The sequence below is a fragment of the Actinoplanes philippinensis genome (assembly GCF_900113015.1).
In the GTDB taxonomy this organism is placed as follows: domain Bacteria; phylum Actinomycetota; class Actinomycetes; order Mycobacteriales; family Micromonosporaceae; genus Actinoplanes; species Actinoplanes philippinensis.
The window spans coordinates 239,246-263,713 of record NZ_FONV01000001.1 but is presented as its reverse complement, the minus strand read 5'-3'; the positions used below and the strand labels follow the sequence as shown (position 1 = coordinate 263,713).

Genomic DNA, 24,468 nt, shown 5'->3' with positions numbered 1-24,468 from the left:
CTTGCGCGGGCCGCTACACGCTACCCGACCTGTTCCGTCTGCTCCGAGGGCCGCCGGAACGGATCGCCGTACGCCCGGATCGCCTGACGTGCGAACGCCTGCTGCTGGGTGGCGACCCGCTCCGAACGGCCCCGGCCGAGGAAGCTGACGAACCAGTGCAGCACCGCGGTCACCCGGTTCTTGAAGCCGACCAGGTAGAACAGGTGGACCGCCACCCACACCACCCAGGCCGGGAAGCCGGACAGCCGCAGCTTCCAGATGCTCGCCACGGCCGAGAAGCGGGAGATCGTCGCCAGGCTGCCCTTGTCGAAATACCGGAACGGCTGACCCGTCTCCCTGCCGGCCAGGCGGCGCTTGATCTGGTCGGCGGCGTGCCGGCCGCTCTGGATGGCGACCTGCGCCACTCCGGGCAGCGGCTTGCCGTCCTCGCCGGCCAGGCTCATCATGTCGCCGAGCGCGAAGATCTCCGGGTGGCCGGGCAGGCTGGTGTCCGGCTCGACCAGGATCCGGCCGGCCCGGTCGGTCTTCGCGCCGGTCGCCGCCGCCAGTTTCGCGGCCAGCGGCGGGGCCGCCACCCCGGCCGCCCACACCTTCGTCATCGCCGGGATGCGCTCGCGCTCGCCGTTCGACTCGACCTCGATGCTGTTCGCGTCGACCGCCACCACCTTCGTGTTGGTCCGCACCTCGACACCGAGCTTGTCGAGCTGCTTCTCGGCCTTGGCGGAGAGCTGGTCGCCGAACGTGTTGAGCACCGCCCCGACCGCGTCGACGAGCAGGATCCGCGCCTTGCGGGAGTCGATGTGCCGGAACTGGCCGCGCAGGTTGCGGTGTGCCAGCTCGGCGATCTGCCCGGCCATCTCGGTGCCGGTCGGACCCGCGCCGACGACCACGAAGGTCATCCACGCCTCCACCGTCGCCGGGTCGGTGTGCAGGTCGGCGACCTCGAACGCGCCGAAGATCCGGGCCCGCAGCTCCAGGGCGTCGTCGATGCTCTTCATGCCGGGCGCGTGGTCGGCGAACTCGTCGTTGCCGAAATAGGACTGGGACGCGCCCGCGGCGACGATCAGCGTGTCGTACGGCACCGTGTAGTCGATGCCCGGCCCGGCCACCGACACGACCTTGCGCTCCACGTCGACGTCCTGCACCCAGCCGAGGCGCACGTCCACGTTCTGCTGGCGGCGCAGCACCTCACGGATCGGCGGCGCGACCTCGCCCTCGGACAGGATCCCGGTCGCGACCTGATAGAGCAACGGCTGGAAGAGGTGGTACGCCGTACCGTTGATCAGGGTTATCTCGACGTCCGCACGGCGCAGCGCCTTGATCGCGAAGAGGCCGCCGAAGCCCGCCCCCACCACTACCACTCGATGGCTCATCAGTACTCCCTCGCTTCAGGGCACCTGGCAACCACCTTGGTATGCCCCGGCCCCGAGCGGAAGTACCGTCAGCTCAGACGCTGTGTGATATGTCCCAGCCAGCGGGCCACCACGGCCAGCTCGGCGCCGGTGAAACCGTCGGAGAGCTCCGCGTTCAGCTCCGTCACCACCGTCCGGGCGACGCCGACCGCCTCCCGGCCGAGCGGGGTCAGCGACAGCCGGACCGCCCGGGCGTCCGCCGCGTCCGGCGTCTTGGCCAGGAAGCCGCCCTTCTCCAGGCGGCTGACCAGCCCGCTGATCCCGGACGGCGACGCGCACAGGGCCGCGCTCACGTCGCCGACCAGCGCGTTGTCGTGCCCGGCCAGGTGGAACAGCACCCCCGCGCCGGCCGCGCCGATGCCGCTGTCGCCGGAGCGCGCGTCGATCCACCGCCGGACCGCGCGCTCGGCGGTCATCATCTCCAGGACGAGCCGGTGATTCATCGGGACGCGCCGGCGACCTGCTTCTGCAACCAGGTCAGCAGCTCGGGCCAGAGGGTGTCACGGGCGGTGCGTCGCATGAACCCATGGTGGCCGATCCGGGGGAGGCCCGCCTCGGCCGGGGTGTGCGTGCGCCGCTCGACCGCGGCGTTCGGCAGTCGCGCGGCCAGCGCGTCGACCTGCGCGGGTGTGGCCCACGGGTCGTCGGCGATCCCGATCGCCAGCACCGGCTGGGTGACGGCGGCGGCCCGCTCGGCGCCCTTCATCACCGGGTCGTCGAACAGGTAGTGCGGCAGCGCGCCCCAGGCCGCCCACTGCCGCACGGCGGCCACCGGGATGTCCTCGCCGAGGCCGAGGCGGCGGGCCGGGACGTAGCCGAGCACGCCGGCGAGGGCCGGTCCGATCAGGGACAGCACGAGGCGTACGCGAAAGCGCTCGGCCCGGTCGGGAATGGCGGCGATCGACGCCTCGTGGGCGGCGACGAGAACGAACGCGGTCAGGCCGGGGCCGCCGCGCCCCAGGGCAAGCGCGTGCCCGCCGACACTGTGCCCCACCGCGAGCTGTGGCAGACCGGGGAACCGCCGCGCCGCCCACCCGGTCATCGCCGGCACGTCCTGCTCGATCCAGTCGCGCATGCCCACCTCGCGGTGGTCCCGCGGCGATCCGGACCGCCCGGTGCCCCGGTAGTCGTAGGTGATCACGGCGAACCCGTGCTCCGCGAGGAACGACGCGAACCCGGTGTAGAACCCGGCCGGCGTGGCCGTGGCCGGATGCACCACCAGCGCCGCGACGGGCTCGGTCGCCGGCTCGAACAGCGTCCCGGCGAGCCCGTCCACCTCGATCGAACTATTTCGCATGCGACATAAATTAGCACGGGGTACGGTGGCCGGGGAGGTGCCGGGATGGCGCAGTCGCCGCGACCGGGGCGGTGGGCCAGGGGAGGGCCGCACGGGAGGATTGAAACGTTACCGGTGGCGGGGCAGGATGACCGGCATGACGTACGTGTGCTTCACGCTGCAGGTCGACCCGTCGAAGCTCGACGCCTACCGGAAGGCCCACGAGGCGGTCTGGCCGGAGATGCTGCGGGCGCTGGCCGCGACCGGCTGGCGTGACTACCGGCTCTTCCTGCGCCCGGACGGCCTGCTCGTCGGCACCCTGCAGACCGACGACTTCGCCGCCGCTCAGGAGGCGATGGCCCGTACCGAGGTGAACGCCCGCTGGCAGGCCGCCATGGCCGAGTTCTTCCCGGCCCTCGGCGAGTCCCGCCCGGACGAGGGCATGCTCGTCCTCGACCAGGTCTTCCACCTCGAGGAGCAGCTGGACCGCCGCTGAGGCGCCGGACTCCGCCGGGACGCCCCGGAAGCGAACAGCATTCACACAGGTCAGCGGTGGAACGGGCGGCCTACTCTGGAATCCGGACGGCTCGCGGGTCGCGGGCCGGTCAGTGGAGGAGACGTTCGGTGGGGTTCGTCAAACGGTTCGTGCTCTCGATGGTCGCGTCGAAGCTTCAGCGGATGTCCTACAAACGCCACAACCCGATCGCCGACGGCATGCTCCGCGAGGTCAACCGCAAGCTGTACGGCCACGGCCACCCCGGTCCCTACGGCCACGGCCACCACCCCGGCGCGTACGGCCACCCGGGCGCCTACGGGCATCCCGGCGCGTACGGCCACCACGGCCACTACCGGCATCACGGGCACTACCGCCACCACGGCCACTACCGGCGTCGCTGGTTCTGACCCGGCCGGCGGTGGGATTCGGGTCAATTGCCGGGGCCGGTTGCCGATAGGTGGCAGGTGGGGAGCGAACGGGAGCGGCGGCGTGTCGCGGTCCTGCGCGAGTACCACCTCCTCGACACCCCGCCCGCCGCCGAGCTGGAGGCCGTGGTCCGGGTGGCCGCGACCGTCGCCGGCGTGCCCACCGCCACGCTGAACCTGCTCGACGACGCCCGGCAGTACCAGCTGACCACTGTCGGGTTCGCCGGGCAGCAGTGTTCGCGGGCCGACTCGATGTGCGCGGTCCGCCTGGACCAGGGCGCCTTCGTGCACCTGCCAGACGCCCGGAAGGAGCCGGACTACCGGGACAACCCGTGGGTGACCGGGCGGCTCGGGCGGGTCGTGTTCTACGCGTCGGCGCCGTTGATCAGCCCCGGCGGCCTGGTGATGGGCACGCTCTGCGTCTTCGACGGGCGGCCCCGGGAGTTGAGCCGGGAGCAGATCCGCGGGCTCGAGGACCTGGCCGGGATCGCGGTGGCGTTCTTCGAGCGGCGCCGGCTCGCGCGGGTGTCGGCGGGGCTGCGGGAGACCATCCAGGCCCGGGATCAGTGGACCCGCACGATGCTGGACAGCCTCGACGAGGCGGTGATCGCGACCGGGCCGGCGGGCCGGGTCACCCTGATCAACCGGGCCGCGCAGGGCCTGCACCCCGATGCCGTCCTCGGCGCCGGCCCGGACGGCTCGGCGGCCCGCTCCTGGCTGTTCGAGCCGGACGGGCGCACCCCGATCTCGGACGAGGAAGTGCCGCTCGTGGTGGCGATGCGCGAGGGCGTCCCGGTCAAGGGGCGGGAGCTGATGATCCGGGTGCCGGGCCGGGAGCCGCGGTCGGTGCTGGCGAACGCGGCGCCGCTGCGGGCCGCCGACGGCCGGGTCGACGGGGCGGTCGTCGCGTTGCATGATGTGACCGCGGAGCACACCCGGCGGCGGATCCTGGAGGAGGCGCACGAGCGGCTCGCCGCGGCCAACACCGAGCTGCGCCGGTCCAACGCCGACCTGACCAACTTCGCCGGGGCGGTCAGCCACGACCTGGTCGCGCCGCTGGCCGCGGTCGGTGGCTACCTGGAGCTGCTCGCCGACCCGGACGAGACGGCGGGCCATCCACGGGTGGCCGGGTGGGTCACGTCGGCGGCGCAGGCGGTGGCCCGGATGCGGGACCTGATCGACGCGCTGCTCGGCTATGCCCGCGCCGGCAGTGCCCCGGTGCGGGCTCGGGCCGTACCCCTCGATGGGGTGATCGGTGAGGTGCTGCACGACCTGGGCCCGCAGATCGCGGCGGCCGGCACGCGGGTCGTGGTGCCGGGGCCGTTGCCGGAGGTGGTCGGCGACCCGGTGCTGATCCGGCAGCTGCTGCAGAACCTGATCGGCAACGCGGTGAAGTTCCGCGACCCGGGCCGGCCGTCGCGGGTGGAGATCACCGCCGACGGGCCGTCGCTGCGGATCGCCGACAACGGGGTGGGCATCCCGCCGTCGCGCCGCGAGGAGGTCTTCGACATGTTCGCCCGGGTGGACGGGCAGGTCGCGCGAAGGCACGGCATCGGGCTGTCGAGCTGCCTGCGGATCGTGGAGCGGCACGGCGGGACTATCACGATCGGGGACACGCCGGGCGGCGGCGCGACGGTCACGGTCACGCTGCCGGAGAAAGGGTCAGATCGCCGGTAGCGGTGCCGATCGGACAAGGGTGGATCTGGCTGAACGGCTGTCGGAGCGGGAGCGGGAGCGTCTGCGGCTCGCCGCGCTGCACGAGTACCGTCTGCTCGACTCGCCGGCCGGGGACGAGCTGGAGGCCGTGGTCCGGGTCGCCGCCACCGTCGCCGGGGTGCCGCACGCCTCGCTCAACCTGATCGACGAGAACCGGCAGTGCCAGCTCACCACGGTCGGCTTCGACGGCGCCGACTCCGACCGGGTCGACTCGATGTGCGCGGTCCGGTTCGAGTCCGGCCATTTCACCTACCTGCCGGACGCCAGCCTGGACCCGATCTACCGGGACAACCCGTGGGTCACCGGGGTCCTCTCCGACGTCCGGTTCTACGCCTCGTTCCCGCTGGTCACGCCGGAGGGGCACGCGCTCGGGTCGCTGTGCGTCTTCGACCTGGAGCCGGGGCAGCTGGACGACGGCCAGATCGAGCGGCTCCAGGATCTGGCCCAGATCATCCTCGCGCTGTTCGAGCGGCGGCGGCAGGCGCGGATCAACGCCGAGCTGGCGGCCCTGGCCGAGGAGCGGCAGCGGTGGACCGACACGCTGCTGGAGACGATCGACGTGGCGGTGGTCGCGGCCGACCAGAACGGGGAGCTGACCCTCTTCAACCGGGCGGCGCGGGAGTGGCACGGACTCGACACCCTGCCCGGCCGGTACGAGCTGTTCGAGACCGACGGGCGTACCCCGCTCGCCCCGGACCGGGTCCCGCTGTGCCGTGCCCTGCGTGACGGCAGCGTCAAGGACGCCGAGATGATCATCAAGCGGCCCGGCGGCACGCTGATGCACGTGAGCGTCAGCGGCCGGTCGCTGATCGGGCCGGCCGGCGTGCCGCAGGGCGCGGTCGTCGCGATGAACGACGTGACGAGCGCCCGCGCCCAGCAGCGGCAGATCGAGGAGGCCCGCCGTGAGCTGGCCGCCGCCAACGCCGACCTGCGCCGCTCCAACGCCGACCTGAGCAACTTCGCCGGTGCGGTCAGCCACGACCTGGTCGCGCCGCTGACCTCGGTCGGCGGCTACCTGGAGCTGATCGGCGACGAGGTCGACGGCCGTCCCGGGCAGTGGGTGGAGGCGGCGTCGCGGGCGGTCACCCGGATGCGGGACCTGATCCGGTCGCTGCTCGGCTACGCCCAGGCCGGCAGCGCGCCGGTGCGCCGGGTCACCGCCGGCCTGGCCGATCTGTTCGAGCAGGTCCGCGTCGACCTGCGCCCGGCCGCCGAGGCCGCCGGGGCGACGATCGAGGCGGGCGGGCCGCTGCCGGCCGTGGACGGCGACCCGGTGCTGATCCGGCAGCTGCTGCAGAATCTGATCGGCAACGCCGTCAAGTACCGGGACCCGTCGCGGGCCTGCCGGGTGACGGTCACGGCGGAGCACGGCCCGGCCGGCTGGACCGTCGCGGTCGCCGACAACGGGCTGGGCATCCCGCCGGAGCAGCGGCACCGGGTCTTCGAGATGTTCACCCGGCTCGGCACCGGCGCCGCCGGCGGGCACGGCATCGGGCTCTCCACCTGCTGGCGGATCGTGGAACGGCACGGCGGCGACATCCGGGTGGAGGAGACACCCGGCGGCGGCACCACCGTGCTGTTCACGCTGCCCGGCCGGGACCTCTCAGAAGAGGGGTGACCGGCCCTTGTAACCGGTGCTGACCTGCAACCCGGCGCGGAAGCCCTTGCCGGTGCCGCGGTAGATCAGCAGGGCGCCGGTCGACGCCCGGACCGCGGCCAGGTCGGTGAACCCGTCCCGGTCGAAGTCGCCGACGCCGAGCAGGTCGCGCAGGCCGCTCGCGGTGCCGACCTTCACGGCCGCCTTGAATCCACCGGACTTACCGGGGTAGAGGTACAGCGTCCCGGAGCTGGTCATCTTGACCAGCAGGTCCGGGACGCCGTCCCGGTCGAAGTCGCCGACGCCGGCGAACTCGCTGCGGTTGTTCCAGTCGCCGTACGCCAGCGCCACCCGCTTGCCGAACTTCGCGCCCTTCTGCCCCGGGTAGAGGTAGACGTTGCCGTTGCTGGTCTGCGACGCGAGCAGGTCCGGGTAGCCGTCCCGGTTGAAGTCGCCGATCGCGGTCAGCTCCCGCAGGTGGCTCATGTTCTTGTACAGCTGCTTGCGGGCGCCGAACTTCCCGCTGCTCACGCCGGGGTAGAAGAAGACCGCGCCGGCCTTGGTCCGCACGATCAGGTCGGTGAGACCGTCCCGGTTGAGGTCCATCCGCAGCAGCGCGTTCGCCGACGGGTAGACGCCGACCTTGCTGCGGGCGCCCTCGGAGATGTACGTGCCGTTGCCCGGGTAGGCGAACAGGTTCCCGGTCGACGTGGTCCGGGCCATCACGTCGGACCAGCCGTTGCGGTTCCAGTCGGACAGCTTGGCGGCGGGCAGCCGCGCGAAGTCCAGGTAGTCGTTGTCGATGTTGATGGTGACGCCGCCCCAGGTCTCCTGGTGCCCGCCGCGGTACTGCTTCATCCGCCGCTTCGGGGTCCAGTGGCCTGCCGGGATCACCTTGTCGGTGACCGTGACGACCTGGTCCCAGCGGGCGAAGTCGACGTAGTCGGGCCGCACGTACCCCGGCTTGTCGTAGACCGCGACCTGGTCGGCGATGCCGGTCGCGGTGCTGCTGTAGTAGCCGGAGAAGTAGCCGAAGTCGTGCAGCCGGGCGGTCCAGCCGTTCATGAACGCGAGGACGCCGTCGCGGCACACGGTGTTCTTGCTGTCGTACGACTCCATGTCGTAGATCAGCACGCTCTCCGGGGACAGCCCGAGCGCGGTGGCCTGGCGGACCGCGTCCTCGGCGGTGGCCCGGCCCTGCGCCCACGCCTGGGTGTCGTCGATCAGGTTCTTCCGGGTGACCGTGGTGCAACTGGCCTGCGGGCCGACGTAGAGCGGGATCAGCCGCCAGCCGCGGGTGACCTGTTCGCGGACCCACTCCGGCGTCAGGTTGGCCTGGGTGCAGCCCCGGTTGTTGCCGCCGAAGTAGATGCCGGCCGCCCGGTACGGCGACGACGCGAGCCACGCGGCCATCGTCTCGCTGGACGGGGCGGTGCAGGCGTCGAACCCGTACCCGGTGAAGTTCCCCGGCTGCGGGGCGAGCGCGGCGGCGGCCGTGGCGTTGCCGTTGATCAACGCGAGCGGGGCGACCGAGAGTGTCACTACCACGGCTGCGAGTAGCCGCCTCCGGTATCTGACGATGCCGGCGGTGACTTTTCGCAACATGGGGTCTCACTTCATCGATATGGAGGGCCCATAGAGGTAAACAGACGTATCAGGATCGGCAAATTGCCTGTTCGGCTGAATTTGATCGGCCCGCCGCGGCTCCCACAGTTCACCCGATGTCCATGCCTCGTTGTGCCGGGTGAACACAAGGCCGCGCCTATGGTGGTCAGACGCCTGAACGCACGGTTAACGAGAGGCGAGTGCGATGCGTGGCTCGGTTGTCGAGGTCAGCACCAGCGCCGACGGCAGTGTGGTGATCCAGCCGCACGGCGCGGTCGGCCCGGACGAGGCGGTGGAGCTGCGCCAGCTCCTGGTGCACACGGTCCGGCGGGTGCGGCCGTTGCGCCTGATCGTCGATCTCGCGCACGTCCGCGAGCTCGACCCGATCAATCTCGGCTCGGTGGCCGCCGCGTGCGGACTCGGCGACGACCATCAGGTGGCCGTCTTCGTCGACAATCCCAGCGGTCCTCTCGCTGCTCAGCTCGCCGCGGCCGGGGTGCCGTCGCAGAGGTTGCGAGTGGGTTGACGGTTTCGGTCAGCGGTCATCGTCCGTCCATCCGCCGTTAACCCGCGCGGACGTAGCATCCTGCGATGACCGCCGTTCTCGCTCCCAGCCGCGCCGTTCTCGCCCGGTCCGTCGCCGCGTCGCTGATCGGCGACAGCGGCAACCGGTGGAAGCACACGGCCGGAGTGGCGGAGCGCGCGGCGGAGCTCGCCGCCCGTCTCGACCTCGATCCGGACGTCCTGGTGGCAGCCGCCTGGCTGCACGACATCGGCTATGCCGAGCCGATCGCGCTGACCGGTTTTCATCCGCTCGACGGCGCCGTGCACCTGAGCGCCGAGGGCTGGCCGGCCCGGATCGCCGGCCTGGTCGCCTACCACTCCGGCGCCCGCTTCGTGGGCGCGGCCCGCGGCTTCGGCGAGCAGCTGGCGGCGTTCCCCGACGAGCGCAGCCTGATGGCCGACGCCCTCACCTACGCCGATCAGACGGTCGGGCCGGCCGGCGCGCGGGTCGACACCGAGACCCGTTACACGGAGATGCTGCACCGCCAGGGCCCCTGCTCGTGGAACGCGAAGGTCGGCGCCGCCCGCCGCCCCCACCTGCGGGCCATCGCCGCCCGCGTCGAGCACCTGCTAGCCGTCTAGGCCCGTCAAGAACGTCTCGAGCGCCCGGCGGTACGGCCCGAGCGTGCGCAGATCGACATACTCCTCCGGCCCGTGCTGCCCGTCGCCGCCCGGCCCGAAGATCACCGCCGGCACGCCCTCGGCCGAGTAGAAGCGCCCGTCCGCGGCCCCGTGCTTGCGCAGCAGCGACCCGTCGTAGCCCGCCTCCCGCGCGGCCCGTTGCAGCAGCAGCACCTCGGCGCTGCCCGGGTCGGCGAAGTGCGGGGCGCCCAGCGCCTCGACCGTGGCGGTCAGCCCGGTGACCTCGGCGAGGAAGGCGGCCACCTGTTCCGGCCCGCGCCCGGCCAGGTCCGGGTCGGACGGCGGGAACCGGATGTCCAGCAGCGCCTCCGCCTCGGCCGGGACCACGTTGGCGGCCTGGTTCGGCGTGTCGATCCGGGCCACGTTGACCGTCGTCACCCACGCCTCGGCGGCCGGCGCCGGATACCGCTCCAGGAGCCGGCGCACCCCGTCGGTGACCGCGACCAGCGCGTTGGACCCGAGCCACGGGTAGGCGGCGTGCGCGGTCCGGCCGGAGGCGGCCAGCCGGGCCCGGATGATCCCCTTCGACTCGGTGACCACCCGCAGCCCGCTCTGCTCGCCGATGACCACGAAACCGGCCCGGACCCCCTGCGCCACCTGGTGCCCGGTGCCGTCGAAGCCGCCCACCTCCTCGTCGGTGACCAGCTGCAGCGCCAGGCCGTACGGCAGGGTGGCGGCCAGGTCGCGGAACACCCTGGTCATCACCAGGGCGGCCGCCTTCATGTCGTGGGCGCCGCGGCCGTAGAGGCGGTCGCCGTCGCGCCGCGGCACGAACTGGTGCGGCTCGCCGGGCACCACGTCCAGGTGGGCGTTGAGGATCACCCGCGGCGGGCCGGCCCGGCCCGGAACGGTCAGCAGCGCGCTCGGCCTGCCACCGGACTCGAAACGGCGGACCCCGAAGCCGGGGCCGGCGACGGTGAGCAGCAGGTCGAGCGCACGCCGCAGCTCGTCCGGCCGATCCGCGGTCGAGCGGATCGCGATTAGCTCCGCGAGGTGCTCCATGGAGGGACCCTACGCCGGGATCTGCTCGCCCGCCTCCACCGCGACGGCCAGCCGGTTGCCGGACGGCGGCAGCGGGCAGGTCGCGAACTCGGTGTACGCGCACGGCAGGTTCGTGGCGCGGTTGAAGTCGAGCGTGACCGTGCCGTCCGCGGCCGGCGGCGCGATGAACAGGCTCCGGTTGGCGGCGTAGGTGGTCAGCCCCGAGGTGGCGTCGGTGAACAGCACGAACAGCGACCCCGGCGCGGTCCCGTTGAACGCGGTCAGGGCCAGCGACTGGCCGCCGGCCTCGAACTCGACCCGCCCCGGCGACTCGTAGACGTGCTCGATGCCCTCGGCCACCGAGCCCACGGTGATCGGCCTCGGCTCGTCGAACGGCACGTACCGTCCGGTCACCACCCACTTCTCGTCGGCCGGGTAGGCGGGCGTGCCGGTGTAGGCGGCCAGCACCGGGCTCGCCGGGTTGCGCGGCCGTACCACGTCGAAGCCGCCGCGCCGGGCGATCTCGATCCGCACGTCGCCGTGGCTCACGGTCACGTCGGCGCGTTCCTCGAGCGGCGCGAACGTGTGGGTGCCGGTGATCGGGCCGGCGTCGCCGTCGAGCGACTCGCCGTCACCGAGCACGACGGTCACCCCGGCCGGCCCGGTGCTCCAGGCGCCGGGGGCGTCGGCGAAGCTCTGCGGCGTCTCGGTGAGCCAGTGCAGGCCGGTGATGGCGAGGAAGCCGTGCGGATCGGCGCGCCGCTGCTCGTGCCCGGTGTGCCATTGGTCCCACTGCTGCTGGAACGAGGTCGTCATGGATGACGACTCTATTCCCTACTTGTTGCATGGGAAATGGACGGCCGGCGTGACATCTGCTAATTTCGGATGCAGGTCATGAGTGCCAGCGCACAGCCCCGGCTTGCTGGCCGGCAACCCTTCCGTTCGCGACGGGGTGCCCCGGGTGAGGACCAGGCCGTTGTCGACCGACAGCGGCAAACGGCGAACCCGTGGAGGCGCGGTCATGCCATCTTCCCCGCTCGACGTCATCGGCTCCCCGCTCGACGTGATCGGCGCCGACGACGATTTCGTCCACCTCGACTACGCGGCCTCGGCCCCGTGCGTGCGGGCGGCCGCTGACGCGGTTCACCACCTCCTTCCGCGGTACGGCAGCGTGCACCGCGGCACCGGAGTGCGCTCGCAGGCGTCCACCCTCGCCTACGAGCTGGCCCGGGACGTGGTCGCCGAGTTCGTCGGCGCCCGTCCCGGGGACACCGTGGTCTTCACCCGCAACACCACCGACGCCCTCAACCTGCTGGCCCGGGCACTGCCCGCGGGCACGACCACCGTGCAGTTCGACGGCGAGCACCACGCCAACCTGCTGCCCTGGCCGAACCCGCTGCGCCTGCCCGCCCCCGCCTCGCCCGACGAGGCGGTCGGCAGTCTCAAAGGGGCGCTCGACGGGCTGTCCGGTCCGGTGGTGTTCACCGTCACCGGGGCGAGCAACGTCACCGGCGAGGTGTGGCCGGTCCGCGAGCTGGCCGACGTGGCCCACTCGTACGGCGCCCGGGTGGTCGTCGACGCCGCCCAGCTGGCGCCGCACGTCCCGATCGACCTCGACGACCTGGGCGCCGACTACCTCGCCCTCTCCGGCCACAAGCTGTACGCGCCGTTCGGCGCCGGGGTGCTGGCCGGCCGCTCCGACTGGCTGGACGCGGCCGAGCCGTACCTCGCCGGTGGTGGCGCGAGCGCCGCGGTGGGTGACCGTCCCGGGGAGCTGACCTGGGCCACCGGCGCCGCCCGGCACGAGGGCGGCACCCCGAACCTGCTGGGCGCGGTGGCCCTGGCCGCGGTCTGTGACGCCTTCACCGCGGCCGACCGGGCCGTCCTGCACCGGCAGGAGCAGGAGCTGCTGGCCCGGCTGCGGGCCGGGCTGGCCGGCGTGCCGGGGGCGACCGAGGTGAGCCTTTTCGGCCCGGACCACCCGCGGGTCGGCATCGTGTCGCTGGCGCTGCCCGGCCACGACCCGGCCGAGGTCGCCCAGCGGCTGGGCCGTGAGCACGGCATCGGCGTCCGGGCCGGTCAGTTCTGCGCGCACCCGCTGGTCCGCCGCCTGACGGGGGCCGGCCGGACCGGCGCGTGCGGCGACGTGCCCGGCCTGCTGCGGATCAGCTTCGGCGTGGGCAGCACCGGCCGGGACGCCGACCGGGTGGTCGCGGCGCTGGCCACGGTGCTCGGGACCGATCGCACCTGACCTACAACCCGCTTCGTCCTGCGCCGGGCGCCCTGGACGGCCGATGCTGCGTTCGTGGCGACGTGGATGGCGAGGCTGCGGAACTGGCTCCCGGCCGGTGGCCGGCTCAGCGACAAGGACTGGGCCGGCCGGCACCGGCTGCTGACGGTGCTGCTCGGCCTCTGCATGGTGTTCTTCACCGTCTTCGGCGTGCTCCGGAACGCCGGCGTGCAGGAGCTGCTGAGCACCGACGGCCTGGTGCTGGTCGCCCTGATGGCGGCGACTCTCCTGACGAACCGCCGGGTCCGGTCCCTCGCCGTGGCGCTCGGTTACGTGTCCGCCTGCGGCGGCTTCGTGATCGTCTGCGACGGCCTGACCGAGGCGCACTTCACGTTCTTCATCCTGATCCCGGCGCTCGCCCTCTACCGGGACTGGGTGCCGTTCGGGGGTTTCCTGGTCGGCACCACGCTGCATCACGCCGGCTTCGGTGTGATCGAGGCGGACCACACCTTCGGCCATCACGCGGCGCAGCAGCACCCGCTGGTCTGGGCGCTGCTGCACGGCGCGGCGGTGCTCGCGGCCGCCTCGTTCCAGCTGGTCGCCTGGCGTTTCAACGAGATCGAGGAGGCGCGCGCCGAGGAGCACCTGAGCGAGAGCCAGGCCCAGCTCAGCGTCGCCTTCGACGAGACGCCGGTGCCGATGGCCATGTTCGCCACCGACGGCCGCCTGCTGCGCACCAACGCCGCCTACCGCACCTGGCTGCGCCTGCCCGACGAGGTGCCCGCCGACTTCACGGTCCGTGACCTGCCGCTGCGCCCGATGATGCCGGACGAGCCGCGGTACGCCCAGCTGCTCACCCGGACCCGTGAGCCGGTCACGATGACCCGGCAGTACCTGCGTACCGACAACGGCGCGGTGATCTGGGTGCAGACCCACGCCACCGGTCTCTACGACCGCGACGGCGGCCTGCAGATGATCTTCGTGCACTGCAACGACGTCACCGAGGTCCGCGACCACGAGGCCGAGCTGCGTCACCAGGTGCGCCACGACTCGCTGACCGGCCTGCTGTCGCGCAAGGCGTTCGAGCACGACCTGGCCGAGATGCTGGCCGCCGCCACCGAGCCGGTCAGCGTCATCTACCTGGACGTGGACCGCTTCAAGACGATCAACGACGGGGCCGGGCACACCACCGGCGACGACGTGCTGCGCGCCCTCGCGATCCGGCTGACCCACGTGGTCCCGGCCGGCGCCCGGCTCGCCCGGCTCGGCGGCGACGAGTTCATCGTGGCGCTGACCGGCCCGGCCGGCGCCGGCGTGCAGGTCGGCGACAACATCCTGGCGTCGCTGGGCGAGCCGCTCGCCGTCGGCGGCCACGAGCTGCCCGTCGCCTGCAGCATCGGCGTCACCACGGCCACCGGCGCGATCTCGGCCGACGACGTGGTGCTGGCCGCCGACACCGCGATGTACGCGGCCAAGCGGGCCGGCGGCAACCGTCTGCAGGTGTACACCGACGAGCTGCGGGTGCCCGTACAACAGAAGATCGCGGCCGAGGCGCGGGTCCGCCGGGCACTGGCCGCCGACCCGCGGTTCACCCTGCCGCTCTGGTTCCAGCCGGTGGTCTCCACCGTCACCGGCCGGATCGCCGGCGCCGAGGCCCTGGTCCGGATGCGCACCCCGGAGGGGGAGATCCTCAGCCCGTTCCACTTCATCGGCGCCGCCGAGGAGACCGGCCTGATCGTGCCGCTCGGCGAGCACGTGCTGCGCTCGGCCGTCGAGCACCTGCTGCACTGGCACGACCGGCTCGGCTACGTCTCGGTCAACGTCAGCCCCCGCCAGCTGGCCGAGCCGGACTTCGTGCCGATGGTCGCGAGCCTGCTGTCCGGGCTGCCCGGCCTCGACCCGTCCCGGATCGTCCTGGAGATCACCGAGACCGCCCTGCTCTCCTCGACGGTCGACGTCAGCGAGCGGCTCACCGTGCTCAAGCAGCTCGGCGTGCGCATCGCGCTGGACGACTTCGGCACCGGTTACAGCTCGCTGACCTGGCTCAAGTCGCTGCCCGCCGACATCGTCAAGCTGGACCGCTCGTTCGTGGCCGGCCTGGCCGAGGACCAGCGCAAGGCGTCGATCATCCAGGCGGTGCTGTGGCTGGCCCAGTCGCTGGGCATGTCCACGATCGCCGAGGGCGTCGAGGAACTCGCCGACTGGGAGGCGCTGCGGGCCGCCGGCTGCCCGGCCGTGCAGGGCTACTTCTTCAGCAAGCCGCTTCCCGCCGCCGAGTTCGACGTCATGCTGCTCCAGTCCCACGAAAGGTCCACCTTCGAGGGAGTTCACCTGCACGAAACCATGGGGACCGCCGTGGCCGGTTAGAGTCCGGCCATCCTCGACAACGTTGATCCCTTCATCGGCACAGCGGCCACCGACCTGCCCCGGGCACACGGTCTGGCCGCCACCTGGTGGTGGCCGAAACCGCAGGTGGGCAACACCCACCCCGGGGCCACCTCACCCCTGGGCATGGTCTCCGCCTGTGCGTACTCGGGGGCGTACCCGACCGGTTACGGCCGGTACGCCAAGAACACCGAGGGCGTGCCGGAGGAGATGTTCGACCGGCACCAGGCCTCCGGGTTCACCCACTTCCAGCAGTCCGGCACCGGCGCGATCCGCAAGTACTACAACTACGTGCGGGTCACCCCGATGGTCCAGCCGCTCGACGACCTCGGCCAGTCCTGGCCGCTGGAGGACGAGCGGGCCGAGGCCGGCTACTACGCGGCCAACCTGGACACCGGGGTGCGCTGCGAGATCACGGTGGGGGAGAAGGTCGCGGTCCACCGCTACACCTTCCCCGACCACCACAGCGCCCGGGTCGTCATCGACCTGTCCTGCGGCGGGCTGGCCATCGACCTCGGGCGCACGGTGCCGCTGCGCGCCCAGGCGGAGAGCATGGGCCACGGCCGCGCCCAGGGCACCGTCGTGATGGAGGGCATCCCGCTCTCCGTCCACATCGAGGTGGACAGCCCGGGCTGGCGGCAGATGCTCTGGTACGACCGGCGGCTCATCCCCGGTGGCACCCGGCTCGACTTCGACAGCATCCGGCACACCACACTGCGCCCCTTCGGGATGCTCTTCATGGGACCGGCCCGCGCCGGCCAGACCATCGAGGTCCGGATGGGCTTCTCGCTGCGCGGCTGCGAGCAGGCCCGGCAGAACCTGGAACGCGAGTGCGGCACCGGCGTCCCCGCCTTCGAGACGGTCCGCGAGACCACCCGGGCACGCTGGCGCGATCACCTCGGCCGGGTCCGCGTCGACGGCGGCACCGAGGCCCGGCGCACCGTGATGGGCACCGCCCTCTACCACTCGTTGATCAAGCCGTGCATCGCCGACGACGAGAGCCCCAACTGGCCCGACCCCGGCCCGTACGCGTTCGACATCTGCACCATGTGGGACATCTACAAGACGCAGATGCCACTGCTGTCGGCGATCGCGCCGGACCGCTACGCCGACATGCTGGAGTCGCTGATCCGGGTCTGCGAGGAGGAGGGCAACTTCCCGATCGGGTACCGGATGGCCCGCGGCGCCGACCGGTTCTTCCGGCAGGCCAGCGCGCTCGCCCACACCGCCCTGGCCGACGTGCAGGCGCTGGGCCGGCCCGGCATCGACTGGACGTGGGCGCTCGTGCACATGGTCGACGACCTGCGGCGGATGTACGGCGAGGACTTCTGGGAGCACGGCGTGGTGCACCCGATCACGCACACCCTCGACCTGTCGTACGCCCACCACTGCACCGCCAAGGTGGCACGCGCCCTCAACGACCACCGCCTCGCCGCCGACCTGGAACGGCGCAGCCGCGACTGGGTCAACGCCTTCGACCCGAAGACCGGCCTGCTGCGTGACTCGGAGTTCTACGAGGGCGGCAAGTGGAACTACTCGTTCCGGCTGATGCACGACATGGCCGGGCGGATCGCGCTGGCCGGTGGCGACGCCGCGTTCAGCTTCATGCTGGACCGGTTCTTCGGCTACGGCGCGGCGCCGGTCAAGCAGCCCGGCCGCTGCCCCGACCCGGCCGAGATGGCCAGCGGCTACGCCCTGAACCGGTTCGAGGGCCTCAACAACGAGCCGGACATGGAGGCGCCCTGGGCGTACCACTACTCGGGGCGCCCGGACCGTACCGCCGAGATCGTCAACTCCGCCCTCACCTGGCAGTTCGGCACCGGTCCCGGCGGCCTGCCGGGCAACGACGACTCGGGTGGCCTGAGCGCCTGGTACGTGTGGGCCTCGCTCGGCCTCTTCCCGGTCGCCGGCCAGAACCTGTTCCTGGTCAACGCCCCCGCGTTCGAGCGGGCGGCCCTTCAGGTCGAGGGCGGCGAGTTCGTCATCGAGACCTCGGGACATCGAGAATCACCGATCGGCGTCGATGGCATCGACCGCGACCCGGCACCCCAGTACGTTCAGTCCGCGACCCTCAACGGGAGGCCCCTGCACGCCACCCACCTGAACGCCGCCGACGTCCATCAAGGCGGACGGCTGCACCTGCGGCTGGGCCCCGAGCCCTCCACCTGGGGACACGGGAACCGGCCGCCATCCCTCTCAGATTCCCACCCTAAGGAACATCGATGAGCCGACCGACCCGCCGCCTCGTCATCGCGGTACGCGCCGATCCGGTCATCTGCGGGCACTCCGGCGAGGCACGCAACCTCGCCGAGGTGGCCCTCACCCGGGGCTTCGACGACGTACGGTTGCTCACCTGGCCGATCCCCACCCTGCAAGCGGCCGGGCTGCCCCTCAAACCCCTCGACCGGCTCCTGCCGTACAGCCCAGGCATCACCGTCGAACGCCCCGAGGCGGTCGGCGACTACCGCGTGCCCGACGGGCGTCACCTGGCCGGGCTCACCGGCCGCCTGGTCGAGCTGCTCTCCGAGCCGGTGCCCACCGTGTGCCTGTCGATGTACCTGGTGCCGCACACCCAGGTGATCAACGACGCGGTGACCGCCGCCCGGGCCGCCGGGTTCGCCCCCGACGTGCACACCATCGCCAAGGCGGTCGGCTCCGACGTCACCAACGTCATCCGCTCCTGCCTGCGTGAGGGCCGGTTCGGCGCGGCCACCGTCCTGCTCACCACGTTCCTCGCCAGCGACGAGGTGGTGGCGGTCTCCGAGTACACCCGCGACGAGATCGTCGCGTCGGCCGAGGAGGTCGACGCGCACTGCGGCACCACGTTCGCCGCGCAGTGCCGGGAACGGGTCACCGTCAGCTATCCGCCGATCGACTCGTCGGCCTTCGTCGATCCCGATCCGGCCGCCGTCGACGCGGCGCTCGAACGGCGCGGCCTCAAACGCGACCGCTACGTCCTCTTCCTGTCCCGGGTGGCCCGCGCGAAAGGCATTTACGACCTGGTCATCGCGTACGGCCAGATGCGCTGCCGGGACGACGTGAAGCTGGTCGTGGCCGGAACCGGGCCGGCGCTGGAGCACGTGCGGGCGATGGCCAAGGAGGACGACCGGATCATCTTCCTCACCGACGTGGACGACGACGAGAAACCGCTGCTGATGGCGGGCTGCGCAGCGTACGCCCTGCCCACCAAGCCGGAGCCGGACTTCGTCGAGACCTTCGGCATCGCCCTGGCCGAGAAGGGCCTCGCCGGAGGCGGGCCGATCATCACGACCACGACCGGCGGCGTCCTCGAAGCGGTCGGCGACGCGGCCGTCATCGTCGAGGCCGGCGACATCGCGGGCCTGGCCGACGCGGTGGACCGGGTGGTGCTGGACATGTCCGACGACGAGCGGCGAGACCTGGAGATCCGGGCGCGGGAACACGCCATGACCTTCGATCGGGTCGCGGTCTTCGACCAGCTCTTCGCAGAGAAACCCCATTGACGGGTACGGGGCGCGCCGTCGATCGGATGCGCCCCGGCCCCGGTATTCACTGTGACGACGATCTCCGATATGGTCTCCTCCGCTGTGGAGGTGTCGTATCGGGGGATGAGCATGTTCAAGTGGATCAGTGCGTGGTTCGGCGAGCGTGTCGACCCCGCCCCCAACCCGCTGCGGATGACCGTCGCCGACGTCGACGCCGAGCTCGCCACCCTGCGGTCGGTGCCGGGCTGGGACCGGGACCGGTTCGCCCGTGAGCGCGCCGACCAGCTCCTCGACGTGCGGGCCGTGCTGGCCCGGCACGAGGCGGAGGACGCCGCTCAGACGCGGCCCTCGGCGGCCAGCCGCTCCAGCTTGGCATACCCCTCGTCGACGCCCACCTCCATGCCGCTCCTGAGCCAGGCGTCCCTGCCCTCGAAGCTGTCCACCAGCGACTGAGCGTGCAGGCGGGTCCGCCCGTCGCCGAGATCCTCGAACCACAGGGTCTGCAGCGAGACCCCGTCGGGCTGACCCTCCCAGGTGAAGGTCTGCACGATCCGGTCCGGACCCACGTGATGGAACGACCCGTGGAACCCGAACTCCTCGTCGTCGCGGCTCGCCACGTAGCGCCAGCTGCCACCGGTCCGCGCGTCCCAGTAGTCGATCCGGTTGGTCAGTGAGTCCGGCCCGCACCAGAGCGCGAAGATCTCCGGGTCGGTGTGCGCCCGCATCAGCTGCGCCGGGGTCGCCGCGAAGTCGCGGGTGATCCGGATGATCGGCAGTTTCGGGTCGGCCTCGATGGTCGCTTCGGTGATCGTGGTCATGACTGGTCCTCTTTCCCGCTCGTCCCGGTGTTCTCGTTTTCCTCGTTGATCGCGGTGTTTCCGGTGCCGTCGTTCATGGCCGCCAGCACGGCGTCGAGCCTGGCGTAGCGCTCCTCGGCCTGCCTGCGGTATCGCTCGATCCACGCTTCCATCCGGTCGAACGCCTCCGTCTCCAGACGCACCATGCGGGGCTGCGGGCCGGGCGGACGGCTCACCAGGCCGGCGTCCTCCAGCACCCGCAGATGCTTGTAGATCGCCTGCAGCGACATCCGATACGGCTCGGCGAGCTGGTTGACGGTGGCGTCACCCCCGGCGAGCCGGGTCACCATGTCGAGCCGGGTCGGGTCGGCGAGAGCGCCGAAAACCCGTTCCATCGTGTCCGCCGACATCAGCCCCTCATTTCAACTTCTTGGTTGAAAATCAATGTAGGCCGGGGCGCGCAGGTTGTCAACCTGGAAGTTTAAAGACCTGGTCAAGGCCGGAATCCCAAAAGATAAGAGGGATGCCCTGGAGAACGATGCGTAAACGTACTCTCGACAGGTGGTTACCGAAGTGTGCGCCTTCGCGTCACTACGGCCCCTAGGCTCGACCTCACTCGCCGCGTCGCGGGGCACGCACCCCACCACTTGGCGTCGCCCGGCGACCCACCCGGACCGGGAGGGAAGTCCACGTGCACGACGAGATGCTGACCCTGTTCGACGACTGCATCGCCCGCATGCTCCAACTCCGCGCCCACCTGGGCGCGGCCCGCCGCGTCCACCCGGGCGAACGCCACGCCACCGTGGTCAGCGCCATCGAGGTGGCAGCCCGCTTCGCCACCGAGGCGGCCCGCGCCGTCACCCCGGCCGACCCGCCGACCCCACGCCCGGCCACGCCGCCGGCGCTCAGCGCGGTCCCGGCGCCCACCGCGCTCCCGGTGCCCGCCCTGGCCTCTTCATCGGCTCTCGCTGCGTCTTCGTCGCCCGGCCTGGTCACGTCTCCGGCTCTCGCTGCGTCCTCGTCGCCCGGATTGCCTTCGTCTTCGGCTCTCGCCTCGTCTTCGGCTCTCGCCTCGTCTTCGGCCCTTCGTTCGTCGCCGCTGCCGGCCGCGGCCCTGTCGCCGGCCGCGTCATTCGCGTCGGCCTCGAAGTCCGGCTCGCCGTTGTCGCCCGCGCCGGTTCCGTTGTCGCCGGTCCTCCCTCCGGTCGCGTCGCCGGCCGTTCCCGCCGAGTCGGTCGCCGCGCCACCTCCTCGCGCCACCAGCCTCGAGGCCGCTCCTGACCTGCGCGCTTCTCCGGCATCCGCGCCGTAACGCGATTCCGGCGCACGCCACCGCCGGCGTCCATCCCAGGCTTCGTCCCGCCTTTGGTTGTCGATGCCGGGCGCCATCGAGGCGTCGCCGGGCGGAGTGACGGGTTATGGGATGCCGTGGCGGGGCCGCCTGATGCGCCGTGCCTGCGCACACCGTCTCGCCCGGGAATCTGCCGATCAGGGGCGGGCAGCGGCAACGTTCCGGGTGTCGGTGGCCCGAGTTGGGCGGCGGCAACGTTTCGGGTGCCGGTGGCTCATGGCAGGTGGCGGCAACGTGCCGGGTGCCGATGGTCGGTGGCTCATGGTGGGCGGCAACGTGCCGGGTGGCCGGTGGCTCGTGGTGGCGGCAAAGTGCCGGTGGCCGGTGGCTCGTGGCTCGTGGTGGCGGCAAGGTGGCCGGTGGCCGGTGGCCGGTGGCTCGTGGCGGGCGGCGGCAGCGTTTCGGGTGCCGGTAGGGCCGGTGTCCCGGGTCAGGGTCGGGGGCGACGTTCCGGGTGTCGGCGGGGCTGGTGTGCGGTGGTCAGGGGTGGGCGGCGACGCCGTCCAGGATGTCGTCGGCGGGGCAGCGGCTTCGGTAGACGTACCTCTCGGTGAAGTCGGCGACCGCATCGCGCAACTCGCGGGAGACGCCCTGGCGGGAGAGGGCCGCGTAAGCGGTGAGGAAGCAGTCCCGTGCCGCCGCGGCAAGAACCGGGTCGGTGAGGGCGTCGCGGGCCGCACGGTCCCACAGGGCGGGCTCGTCGGCCAGGTGTGCGGTCGCCGCGGTGGCCTCCTCGGCGGCGCGCGGATCGTCCAGCAGCACGGCGGTCACCGTGGCCGGGATGCGCCAGCCGGTGCCGGGCTGCCGGTCGGCGGCGTCGATCTCCAGGTGGCCGCGGGCGGCGACCGGCGGGCGCAGGGCGGCGATGTGCCGGTCCAGGTCGGCCGTGGTCAGCCGGCCGCCGGCGCGGAGCGTCTGCCGCGGCGTGGTCCCGGCGCCGGCGGGGGTGTCCATGACGTACGCCGCCCAGGCCTCCCGTGGATCCCCGTCCGGCGGGAGAACCGGCAGATCACGCCGGAGGGCCTGACGGACGCTGCGCCATCCGGCCGGCCGGCCGTGCCGCAGTGGCGAGTTCGCGAACGCGGCCGCCAGCACCGGGGCCAGCAGGTGCGCCAGCTTCCAGCGGCGCGGCAGGCCGAGCGGCCCGCCCCCGTCGAGCCCCGCCTCCAGGCCGACGCGGACGCCCGCGGTCGCCGTGCCGAACGCGTGCGGCGGCCCGTCCGGATGCGCCGTCCCGGCGGCCTGCGGCAGTACCGTCAGCCGATGCCGGTCCACGATCCTGGTCGAAGCGGCCAGGTCGTCGTTCATCCGGCGCAGCGCTACCTCGAGGCCCGGCGACGGCGGCCCGCTGACCACGAGGACTTGCGGCGACCGCGCGTCCAGGAACCCGTGCCGCAACGACCGCCGCCCGGCCGGCGCCCAGGCCGGATCGACCAGCAGATCGACAGCGATCCCGACGAACCCGGGAAGCCCCGGCGAGAACGCCCGCGCCGCGATGAACTCCTCGGCTGCCTGCTCGCTAAGGGTGCCCACGCTCGCCTCACTCCTTCTCGCCGGAAGAGCGCCGAGCATAGCATTCCTATCTGGCTAATAGGAGAATGCCCGGCGGGAGATCACAGCTTTCCAAAACGGGCTCAAAACGCGGATCACCCAAACCGGTTGCGTCATCTCGCCCATCCGCCACGGCTTCTCCCCGAGATGCCGATTCCGCGTGTTCTCCCACCAGCCGAATTTGCGGCCGTCCCGCCGCGCCTGCGCGCCTCGTTCGCCGAGCCGTCGGCGGCGGCCCGCCGACCAGTTCCGTCCAGCCGCTCACGCGGGGCGGAGTCCGCTGCCCGTGGCGGTCGTCCGCTCACGCGGGGCGGGGTCCGCTGCCCACGGCGGCCGTCCGCTCACCTGGGGCGGAGCCCGCCGCCCACGGCAGCCGTCCGCTCACCTGGGGCGGAGCCCGCCGCCCACGGCCGCCGTCCCCCGCCTCGCCGCCGCCGTCCGCACTGCCGGCAGGCTGCAGCATTCAGGATGGGTTCCTAGGATGCCCTAGGGGTTAAGGTGTGGGGACTGGGGGTGGAATCGGGGTAGGACGGGGGAAAGCGCCGGACCCCCCACCTTGCCGCCCGGCCGTACGGTCGGCCCATGCCACCGAACAGCGCGATCCTGCTCGAGCCCGTGACGGCCCCGGGCGACGCCGCGGGCCCGAGGGGTGTCGCCGTTCTGGGCAGGGCCACGATCCGCCACGCGGCGGTGGACGCGCCGATCCTCCTGCTCGTCTACGGCCTCCTACGTCTGATGGACGGGCTCGACGGCGCGTACGGCCGAAGTCTCGCCTGGAATCTCGCCCACCTGGCGCTGCTCGCATCGCTGGTGTTGTTCGCCCTGCTGGCGGTGGCGGTCCGCCCGCTGGCGCCGTCCGGCGCCCGGCTGGTGGCCGCGCTGGCGGTGACCGCGACCGTGGCCGGGACGGTCTGTTTCCTGTGGACGGCGACCGGGTTCCTCTCGTCGGCCTCCGGTGCGGCGGCACCGTTGCCCGCCCCGCTGCGTAACGCCGGCCCGCTGCTCTTCTCGCTCGGCATGCTGACGCTGCTCGGCCTGCTGGTGGCGTCGCGGCGTGCTCCGGCGTGGAGTCCGCTGCTGTTCGGCGCCGGGTTCGCGGCGATGCTCATCGACCGTGACTTCGTGCTCCCGGGCGCGTTGATCCTGCTCGCCGCGCTGGCGCCGCTCGCCCGTCCCCGGAGCGGCGACGTGGGCCACCGTCCGATCAGGCGGTGATCTCGGCGGTCACCATGCCCACGGTGCCCGTCGCGACCTGGGCGACGATCTCACCGGACGGGGCGATCACGCTGGTCGGCCCGTACCCGATGCGGTCCTCGCCGCGCTCCCCGGTGACGTCGGCCGACACCACCCACATGCCGGTCTCGCGGGCGCGTTGCGCACGGATGGTGTTGTGCAGCGGCCGCCAGTGGTCGGCGACGGCCCGGCGCATCATGTTCTGCGACGCCACGAGCAGCACCCGGGCGCCCTGAGCGGCGACCGCGGCCGCCGTCTCCGGGAACTGGGTGTCGTAGCAGATGTTGATGCCGAACCGGACTCCGCGGGCGTCGAAGACCGGGAAGTCCCGGCCCGGGGTGAAGACCCGTTCCCCGTCGACGAGACGGTTCTTGCGGTACGCCCCGAGCACCGCCCCGCCGGAGATGACCGCGGCCGTGTTGAACAGGTCGTCCCCGCGCCGTTCGATGAGGCCGAGCACCACGATCGGCCGGATCGGCGCGAGCCGCCGCAGGATGGCGGCGAACTCGGGTGACCCCAGATCGATGGCGGCGTCCCGCAGATGTTCGGGCGTGAGCAGATACCCCTGGAGGAAGCACTCGGGGAAGAGCAGCACGTCCAGCCCCGACGCCGCGGGCCGGCCCGCGAAGGACTCGACCAGGGCGAGCGCTCCTGGCACGTCGCCGAGCAGTTCGGGAGTCTGACAGGCGCCGACGCGCAGTGTCCGCCGCATGGCCGCAGCGTAGTCGCCCCGGTCCGGCATG

General features: G+C 72.3%; 23 protein-coding genes and 1 riboswitch. Of the genes, 13 read left to right on the top strand and 10 right to left on the bottom strand.

What is annotated here, in order from left to right; translation table 11 throughout:
* Positions 1-20: 20 nt before the first annotated feature.
* The 3 genes from BM290_RS01185 to BM290_RS01175 form a co-directional block, all read right to left on the bottom strand.
* Positions 21-1,373 carry an NAD(P)/FAD-dependent oxidoreductase gene (locus tag BM290_RS01185; RefSeq protein ID WP_093609017.1) on the bottom strand — a complete coding sequence of 451 codons (1,353 nt, stop codon included), beginning with the start codon at positions 1,371-1,373 and terminating at the stop codon, positions 21-23.
* A 68-nt stretch (positions 1,374-1,441) separates the two neighbouring features.
* Positions 1,442-1,855: a MarR family winged helix-turn-helix transcriptional regulator gene (locus BM290_RS01180; RefSeq protein WP_203779137.1), complete on the bottom strand. Its 414-nt coding sequence runs from the start codon at positions 1,853-1,855 to the stop codon at positions 1,442-1,444.
* Positions 1,852-2,709: an alpha/beta hydrolase family protein gene (locus BM290_RS01175; RefSeq protein ID WP_093609015.1), complete on the bottom strand. Its 858-nt coding sequence runs from the start codon at positions 2,707-2,709 to the stop codon at positions 1,852-1,854. The genes BM290_RS01180 and BM290_RS01175 overlap by 4 nt, the downstream gene beginning before the upstream one ends.
* 136 nt (positions 2,710-2,845) lie before the next feature.
* Here BM290_RS01175 and BM290_RS01170 point away from each other — a divergent pair, with 136 nt between their 5' ends.
* The 4 genes from BM290_RS01170 to BM290_RS01155 all read left to right on the top strand — a co-directional run bounded on the left by BM290_RS01170 (position 2,846) and on the right by BM290_RS01155 (position 6,943).
* Complete coding sequence (locus tag BM290_RS01170) at positions 2,846-3,184, top strand: L-rhamnose mutarotase (protein WP_093609830.1); 339 nt, start codon at positions 2,846-2,848, stop codon at positions 3,182-3,184.
* A 128-nt stretch (positions 3,185-3,312) separates the two neighbouring features.
* Positions 3,313-3,591 carry a hypothetical protein gene (locus BM290_RS01165; RefSeq protein ID WP_093609013.1) on the top strand — a complete coding sequence of 93 codons (279 nt, stop codon included), beginning with the start codon at positions 3,313-3,315 and terminating at the stop codon, positions 3,589-3,591.
* 57 nt (positions 3,592-3,648) lie between these two features.
* Entirely contained in the window at positions 3,649-5,286 is a 1,638-nt protein-coding gene (locus BM290_RS01160) for a sensor histidine kinase (protein WP_093609011.1), read from the top strand.
* A gap of 19 nt (positions 5,287-5,305) precedes the next feature.
* Positions 5,306-6,943 (top strand): sensor histidine kinase, encoded by a 1,638-nt coding sequence (locus BM290_RS01155; RefSeq protein WP_239143329.1) that lies wholly within the window; start codon positions 5,306-5,308, stop codon positions 6,941-6,943.
* Here BM290_RS01155 and BM290_RS01150 read toward each other — a convergent pair.
* Positions 6,929-8,464, bottom strand: a complete 1,536-nt coding sequence (locus BM290_RS01150; RefSeq protein ID WP_239143330.1) for a glycoside hydrolase domain-containing protein — start codon at positions 8,462-8,464, stop codon at positions 6,929-6,931. The genes BM290_RS01155 and BM290_RS01150 overlap by 15 nt on opposite strands.
* A 268-nt stretch (positions 8,465-8,732) precedes the next feature.
* On the opposite strand from BM290_RS01150, the gene BM290_RS01145 reads away from it, so the two are divergent.
* Positions 8,733-9,053, top strand: a complete 321-nt coding sequence (locus BM290_RS01145; RefSeq protein ID WP_093609007.1) for a hypothetical protein — start codon at positions 8,733-8,735, stop codon at positions 9,051-9,053.
* 65 nt (positions 9,054-9,118) lie between these two features.
* Positions 9,119-9,673: an HD domain-containing protein gene (locus tag BM290_RS01140; protein WP_093609005.1), complete on the top strand. Its 555-nt coding sequence runs from the start codon at positions 9,119-9,121 to the stop codon at positions 9,671-9,673.
* Here BM290_RS01140 and BM290_RS01135 read toward each other — a convergent pair.
* Together BM290_RS01135 and BM290_RS01130 are read right to left on the bottom strand one after the other, a co-directional pair.
* Positions 9,662-10,735 (bottom strand): M20 family metallopeptidase, encoded by a 1,074-nt coding sequence (locus BM290_RS01135; RefSeq protein ID WP_093609003.1) that lies wholly within the window; start codon positions 10,733-10,735, stop codon positions 9,662-9,664. The two genes, BM290_RS01140 and BM290_RS01135, sit on opposite strands and share 12 nt — an antisense overlap.
* Before the next feature lie 9 nt (positions 10,736-10,744).
* Entirely contained in the window at positions 10,745-11,530 is a 786-nt protein-coding gene (locus tag BM290_RS01130) for a DUF1684 domain-containing protein (RefSeq protein WP_093609001.1), read from the bottom strand.
* A 74-nt stretch (positions 11,531-11,604) separates the two neighbouring features.
* A riboswitch (SAM riboswitch) is annotated at positions 11,605-11,719 on the top strand.
* Between the two features lie 16 nt (positions 11,720-11,735).
* On the opposite strand from BM290_RS01130, the gene BM290_RS01125 reads away from it, so the two are divergent.
* The 5 genes from BM290_RS01125 to BM290_RS47010 all read left to right on the top strand — a co-directional run bounded on the left by BM290_RS01125 (position 11,736) and on the right by BM290_RS47010 (position 19,246).
* Positions 11,736-12,965 carry an aminotransferase class V-fold PLP-dependent enzyme gene (locus tag BM290_RS01125; RefSeq protein WP_093608999.1) on the top strand — a complete coding sequence of 410 codons (1,230 nt, stop codon included), beginning with the start codon at positions 11,736-11,738 and terminating at the stop codon, positions 12,963-12,965.
* A gap of 54 nt (positions 12,966-13,019) precedes the next feature.
* Positions 13,020-15,311, top strand: coding sequence for a putative bifunctional diguanylate cyclase/phosphodiesterase (locus BM290_RS01120; protein WP_239143331.1), 2,292 nt, complete (start codon positions 13,020-13,022; stop codon positions 15,309-15,311).
* A gap of 9 nt (positions 15,312-15,320) precedes the next feature.
* Complete coding sequence (locus BM290_RS01115; protein ID WP_093608995.1) at positions 15,321-17,555, top strand: GH92 family glycosyl hydrolase; 2,235 nt, start codon at positions 15,321-15,323, stop codon at positions 17,553-17,555.
* Positions 17,552-18,811, top strand: a complete 1,260-nt coding sequence (locus BM290_RS01110; RefSeq protein ID WP_093608993.1) for a glycosyltransferase — start codon at positions 17,552-17,554, stop codon at positions 18,809-18,811. Before BM290_RS01115 ends, BM290_RS01110 begins: the two co-directional genes overlap by 4 nt.
* Before the next feature lie 69 nt (positions 18,812-18,880).
* A complete protein-coding gene (locus BM290_RS47010; protein ID WP_143133563.1) occupies positions 18,881-19,246 on the top strand; it encodes a hypothetical protein in 366 nt (121 codons plus the stop codon).
* Here the strand turns inward: BM290_RS47010 and BM290_RS01105 are convergent.
* Both BM290_RS01105 and BM290_RS01100 read right to left on the bottom strand, forming a co-directional pair.
* Positions 19,129-19,611, bottom strand: a complete 483-nt coding sequence (locus BM290_RS01105) for an SRPBCC domain-containing protein (protein WP_093608991.1) — start codon at positions 19,609-19,611, stop codon at positions 19,129-19,131. The two genes, BM290_RS47010 and BM290_RS01105, sit on opposite strands and share 118 nt — an antisense overlap.
* Positions 19,608-20,000, bottom strand: a complete 393-nt coding sequence (locus BM290_RS01100) for an ArsR/SmtB family transcription factor (protein ID WP_093608989.1) — start codon at positions 19,998-20,000, stop codon at positions 19,608-19,610. The genes BM290_RS01105 and BM290_RS01100 overlap by 4 nt, the downstream gene beginning before the upstream one ends.
* A 281-nt stretch (positions 20,001-20,281) precedes the next feature.
* Between BM290_RS01100 and BM290_RS47005 the strand changes: the two genes are divergently transcribed.
* Positions 20,282-20,902, top strand: a complete 621-nt coding sequence (locus BM290_RS47005) for a hypothetical protein (RefSeq protein ID WP_143133562.1) — start codon at positions 20,282-20,284, stop codon at positions 20,900-20,902.
* A 519-nt stretch (positions 20,903-21,421) separates the two neighbouring features.
* Here BM290_RS47005 and BM290_RS01090 read toward each other — a convergent pair.
* Complete coding sequence (locus tag BM290_RS01090; protein ID WP_239143332.1) at positions 21,422-22,474, bottom strand: glutamate-cysteine ligase family protein; 1,053 nt, start codon at positions 22,472-22,474, stop codon at positions 21,422-21,424.
* Between the two features lie 600 nt (positions 22,475-23,074).
* On the opposite strand from BM290_RS01090, the gene BM290_RS01085 reads away from it, so the two are divergent.
* Positions 23,075-23,707 (top strand): hypothetical protein, encoded by a 633-nt coding sequence (locus BM290_RS01085; protein ID WP_203779139.1) that lies wholly within the window; start codon positions 23,075-23,077, stop codon positions 23,705-23,707.
* Here the strand turns inward: BM290_RS01085 and BM290_RS01080 are convergent.
* On the bottom strand, positions 23,697-24,437 hold the full coding sequence (locus BM290_RS01080) for a carbon-nitrogen hydrolase family protein (RefSeq protein ID WP_093609824.1): 741 nt from the start codon (positions 24,435-24,437) through the stop codon (positions 23,697-23,699). The two genes, BM290_RS01085 and BM290_RS01080, sit on opposite strands and share 11 nt — an antisense overlap.
* Between the last annotated feature and the right edge of the window lie 31 nt (positions 24,438-24,468).